Annotated in this window: 5 protein-coding genes; 1 reads left to right on the forward strand and 4 read right to left on the reverse strand. The window is 71.6% G+C overall.

Translation table 11 applies throughout. From position 1 onward, the window contains the following. The 4 genes from ACTUAL_RS24205 to ACTUAL_RS24220 all read right to left on the reverse strand — a co-directional run. Positions 1-715: ABC transporter permease (locus ACTUAL_RS24205; protein ID WP_440901861.1), on the reverse strand; the 715-nt coding region annotated here is incomplete at its 3' end. After that, entirely contained in the window at positions 712-1,824 is a 1,113-nt protein-coding gene (locus tag ACTUAL_RS24210) for an ABC transporter ATP-binding protein (protein WP_096492604.1), read from the reverse strand. The genes ACTUAL_RS24210 and ACTUAL_RS24205, both read right to left, overlap by 4 nt. Beyond that, positions 1,814-2,464, reverse strand: a complete 651-nt coding sequence (locus ACTUAL_RS24215; RefSeq protein WP_440901862.1) for an ABC transporter permease — start codon at positions 2,462-2,464, stop codon at positions 1,814-1,816. The genes ACTUAL_RS24210 and ACTUAL_RS24215 overlap by 11 nt, the downstream gene beginning before the upstream one ends. A gap of 389 nt (positions 2,465-2,853) precedes the next feature. Further along, on the reverse strand, positions 2,854-3,492 hold the full coding sequence (locus ACTUAL_RS24220) for a hypothetical protein (protein WP_096492606.1): 639 nt from the start codon (positions 3,490-3,492) through the stop codon (positions 2,854-2,856). A 406-nt stretch (positions 3,493-3,898) separates the two neighbouring features. On the opposite strand from ACTUAL_RS24220, the gene ACTUAL_RS24225 reads away from it, so the two are divergent. Next, positions 3,899-5,035 (forward strand): ABC transporter substrate-binding protein, encoded by a 1,137-nt coding sequence (locus tag ACTUAL_RS24225; RefSeq protein ID WP_096492607.1) that lies wholly within the window; start codon positions 3,899-3,901, stop codon positions 5,033-5,035. Positions 5,036-5,073 lie beyond the last annotated feature (38 nt).

Consider the following 5,073-nt stretch of genomic DNA (forward strand, 5'->3'; position numbering starts at 1 on the left):
GCGCCAGGCCCACGGCCAGCACCGCCCCGGTCACCAGCACCGGCACGCGGGCCAGCTTGTAACCGGTGTCGATCAGCAGGCCGAGGCCGCCGCCGTTGACGAACACCGCGAGCGTGGCCACGCCGACCGCCAGCACCAGCGCGGTGCGCAGGCCGGCCAGGATCAGCGGCACCGCCAGCGGCAGCTCCACCCGGCGCAGCACGGTCAGCGGGGACATGCCGATGCCGCGCGCCGCGTCCACCAGCGCCGGGTCCACGCCCTGCAGGCCCACCACGGTGTTCCGCAGCACCGGCAGCAACGAGTAGAACGTGATCGGCACGACCGCCGCCCACGTGCCCTCGGCGCCGGTGGCCATGAAGTCCAGCACCAGCACGCCGATCGCGGGCGCGGCCTGGCCGATCGTGGCCAGCCCCAGCACCAGCGGCGCGGCCTTGCGCGCCCAGCGCCGGGTCACCAGCACGCCCAGCGGCACCGCGATCGCCACGACCAGCGCGGTCACGATCAGGCTGATCACCAGGTGGTCCCTGGTGGCGGTCAGCAGCGACGAGGCGTTGATGCTCTGCCGCTCGATCGAGTCCAGGTCCAGGCTGAACGCCCACAGGAGCACCCCGCCGACCAGCAGGACCGTGGCCGCGGGCTGGACCAGCAGGCGCAGCCCGTCCGCGCGCGAGCGCGTGGCCGCCGGGGTGGGGCCGTTCACTGCGGTCGCGGTCACGCGGGAGCCCCCGCGTGGTCGTCGCGCGCCTGCTGCACGGCGCCCATGACGGTGTCGATCTCGACCAGGCCGACGTACTCGCCGCGCTTGCCGGTCACCACGGCCGCGCCGCCCTCGGTCAGGATCGCCTCCAGCGCGTCCTGCAGGGTCGACTGGAGCGACACCAGGTCGCCGACGGGCTTGCGGCTGCGCGGGTTGCGCGCGTGCACCCAGCTGACCGGGCGGTTGCGGCCGTCCAGCAGCAGCGCGAACTCGCGGCCGGCCTCGTCGAGCTTGCGGCGGATCTCGGTGGCGTCGGTGTCCTGCGGGGCGGTGACCGCGCTGGCCAGCTCGACCTCGCGCACCCGGCGCAGGGTCAGCTGCTTGAGCGAGGCGCCCGCGCCGACGAAGCCCGCGACGGTGTCGTCGGCCGGGTTGGCCAGCACCGCCTCCGGGGTGTCGTACTGCAGGATCCTGGACTGCTCGCCCAGCACCGCGATGCGGTCGCCGAGCTTGACCGCCTCGTCGAAGTCGTGCGTGACGAACACGATCGTCTTGCCCAGCTCGGACTGCAGGCGCAGGAGCTGGTCCTGCAGGTTGCCGCGGGTGATCGGGTCGACCGCGCCGAACGGCTCGTCCATCAGCAGCACGGGCGGGTCGGCGGCGAGCGCGCGGGCCACGCCGACGCGCTGCTGCTGGCCGCCGGAGAGCTGGCGGGGGAAGCGGTCGCGGTAGTCGGCCGGGTCGAGGCCCACCAGGTCGAGCATCTCGTCGACCCGGTCGCGGACCTTGGTCTTGTTCCAGCCCAGCAGGCCCGGCACGGTGCCGACGTTCTGCGCGACGGTCATGTGCGGGAACAGCCCGGCCTGCTGGATGGCGTAGCCGATGCCGCGCCGCAGCTCGTCGGGGTCCAGCGAGCGGGTGTCCGCGCCGTCGATGGTGATCGTGCCGGAGGTCGGCTCGATCAGCCGGTTGATCATCCGCATGGTGGTGGTCTTGCCGCAGCCCGACGGGCCGACGAACACCACGATCTCCCCGGCGGGGATGGTCATGCTCACCGAGTCGACGGCGGCGCGCTTCGTGCCGCCGTACCGCTTGGTCACGTCCACGAGTTCGATGTCACTGGCCACGGATCCCCCTAGAGACGGTGTAGCGTCCGATCAGCGCGAAGACCCCGTCGAGGAGCAGCGCGAGGACGATGACGCCGAGCGTTCCGGCGATCGCCTGGTTGGGGGCGTTGGCACTGCCCGCCCTGGTCAGCCCGGCGAAGATCTCCACGCCGAGGCCGGGGCCGCGCGCGTAGGCGGCGATCGCGGCGATGCCCATCAGCATCTGGGCCGAGACGCGCATCCCGGTCAGGATCGCGGGCCACGCCAGGCGCAGCTCCACCGAGGTGAGCACGCTGAAGCGGCTCATGCCGATGCCCCGCGCGGCGTCCCGGACGGACCGGTCGACCCCGCTCAGACCGACGATCGTGTTGCGCACGACGGGGAGCAGGCCGTAGAGCACCAGCGCGGCCACCGTGGGCGGCGCGCCCAGGCCCAGCAGCGGGATCAGCAGTCCCAGCAGGGCGAAGGAGGGGATGGTGAGCACCGCGCTGGCCAGGGCCGTGGCCGTGGCCGAGCCCAGCGGGCTGCGGTAGACGGCGATCCCCACGCCGACACCGATCAGAGCGGCGATGACCGTGCACTGCACGACCGCGCTCAGGTGGAGCAGCGACTCGGTGAGCAGCCTGCTCCACCGGTCCGCCACGAAGTCCCAGAAGTTCACGGCGACACATCCGGTTCGATTTCGATCACGGGCGACTCCTCTTCCCATTCGGGCGAGTTCCAAACACCTGCCTGCTACTCCTGGCAGCGCCCTGCGTTGGGCCGTTTGAGGTATACCGGCGCAGGGGTCGCCGATGGGGGTTGGTTCTGGCGATGTCAGGTAATCGTCAGGTGCGCTGAGTGACGATGTGCGGCCTTGTGCTGGGAAAACCCCTGTTGGGGGCAGGGTTTTTCGGTAACCGGCGGTAGCGTCCACGGGAGACCCGTCGTGCGGTGGTCCGCAGCCGGGTGTGGCGCGCGTGACAGATGTCGGGGTTGCGGGATTGTTGCGCCACTGACTTTTCGCGCGTGCGTGCAACGTTTTCGGCGTTGTGGCGCAAGGGATGCGGATCACGTTTGAAGCGGATTCCCCCGGGTGGTGGGAAGTGCGGAGCGGCGCTTGGCGCGCAGCACGAGCCAGGCGATCGGGTAGCCGACCGCGGCGAGCAGCGCGATCGCCGGGATGTTCCGCCCCAGAACGAAGGTCCCGAGCAGCAGGTCCGCCACCGGGATCGCCAGGCCCAGCGCGAACGCCCAGTTCGGCGCGGTCCTGCGCTTGCCGGGCCTGGTCCACGCGGTGCGGCCGAACGGCTTCGCGGTGGAGAACCACACCTGGCACGCCAGCGCCGAGGCCATCAGCAGCGAGCCGAACCGCATCAGCGCGGGGTCGCCGTCCAGGCGCAGGTTCGGGCTCAGCACGAAGATCCCCAGGTGCAGCTGGCTGAACGTGATCACGAACTTCGCCAGCACCCACCAGTGCCGGAAGAACCCCCACGGCGTCAGCGCGGACAGCGCGAGCCCGGTGAACGCGGACGTCGTGGCGGCCAGTTGCACCGCCTGGTGGTCGATCACCAGCGCCATCCCGAACGCGGCCTCGCGGGCCCCGCCGGACAGGCGCAGGGCGTTGGTGGTGATCAGGGACAGCGCGAGCGCCATGGACATCCAGAGCGCGGACGACACCACGTGCGCCCACACCAGTGCTTTTCGCATCGGAGAACCCCCTGGTCGGTCGGGTCGCCGGGACACCCCGGCGACCGGCGAAGCTAGTGCGGCGGAGGGGGGCGCGGCGGGGCGATGCGGGTGACTCCGGGGGAAAATCGGGGCCGGGCTCGGGGGCGTCACGGGGGTGCGGCCCAGGGGCGGGCCGGGGTTCGGGCGTCCGGACCCCGGAGCGGTGCGGAGCAGCACGGAGCGTCACTCGTCGTAACCGCGATCCCCCGTCCGGAGGCTCCCGTTCACCGACTGGAAACCCTTGCTGCACTGGGAATTCTCCATTCACGTCGGCAGGGTCTCAGTCCCGTCACCTTCCTTGACACCACTACCGAGAGTTCTGAAGCCTTCCCCCGTCCGGTGCTCCGCTTGCCCGGAAAGCCCGTCCACGAGGAAGGTCCTCCCAGTGATCCACAACCGTGCTCTCCGTGCGGTCGGCGCGGGCGCCGTCGCGCTGGCGCTCGTCACCGCCTGCGGCGCCCCGCCCGCGAAGGACGGCGGGAACGCCGCGTCCGGCGGCTCCGCCGCCTCGGCGAAGTCCGCCGCCGACCTCGGTGGGATGGACAAGCTCGTGGAGGAGGCCAAGAAGGAGGGCGCGCTGAACGTCATCGCGCTGCCCCCGGACTGGGCCAACTACGGCGAGATGATCAAGGCGTTCGGCGACAAGTACGGCATCGAGGTCAAGTCCGACCAGCCCGACGCCTCCTCGCAGGACGAGATCAACGCCGCCGAGCGGCTCAAGGGCAGCGACCGCGCGCCCGACGTGTTCGACCTCGGCCTGAACGTCGCGATCGCCAACGCCGACAAGTTCGCGCCCTACAAGGTCGCCACCTGGGACGACATCCCCGCAGAGCTCAAGGACGCCGACGGCCGCCACTTCGCCGACTACGGCGGCTTCATGTCCATCGGCTACGACGCCTCCAAGGTCCCCGCGCCCACCAGCGTCAAGGACCTCCTGAAGCCCGAGTACAAGGGCAAGGTCGCGCTCAACGGCGACCCGACGCAGGCGGGCGCCGCGTTCTCCGGCGTGCTGATGGCCTCGCTCGGCAACGGCGGCTCCGCCGACGACATCGCGCCCGGCGTCGAGTTCTTCAAGCAGCTCAAGGCCGCGGGCAACTTCCTGCCGGTCGACCCGACCCCGGCGACCATCGAGTCCGGCCAGACCCCCGTCGTGATCGACTGGGACTACACCAACGCCGCGCAGACCGCGAAGCTCGCGGGCAAGCTCGACTGGAAGACCGTCGTGCCGCAGGACGCGCAGGTCGGCGCCTACTACAACCAGGCCATCAACGTCGACGCCCCGCACCCGGCCGCCGCGCGGCTGTGGCAGGAGTTCGTGCTCTCCGACGAGGGCCAGAACATCTACCTCAAGGGCATGTCCCGCCCGGTCCGCATGGAGGCCATGACCGCGGCGGGCACCGTCGACACCTCGGCCGCCGCCGCGCTGCCCGCCACCGGCGACAAGTCCGTCTACCAGACCCAGGCGCAGGCCGACAAGGCCAAGCAGGCGCTCGCCGCCACCTGGGCCCAGGCGGTGGGCTGACCGGTGGTCGCACCCGTCGACACCTCGGCCGGGGGCGG

Source organism: Actinosynnema sp. (assembly GCF_052038725.1).

What these genes read in the sequence shown, in the direction of transcription:
- ACTUAL_RS24220 (WP_096492606.1), bottom strand. Translation starts at nt 3,492, where the DNA reads ATGCGAAAAGCACTGGTGTGGGCGCACGTGGTGTCGTCCGCGCTCTGG.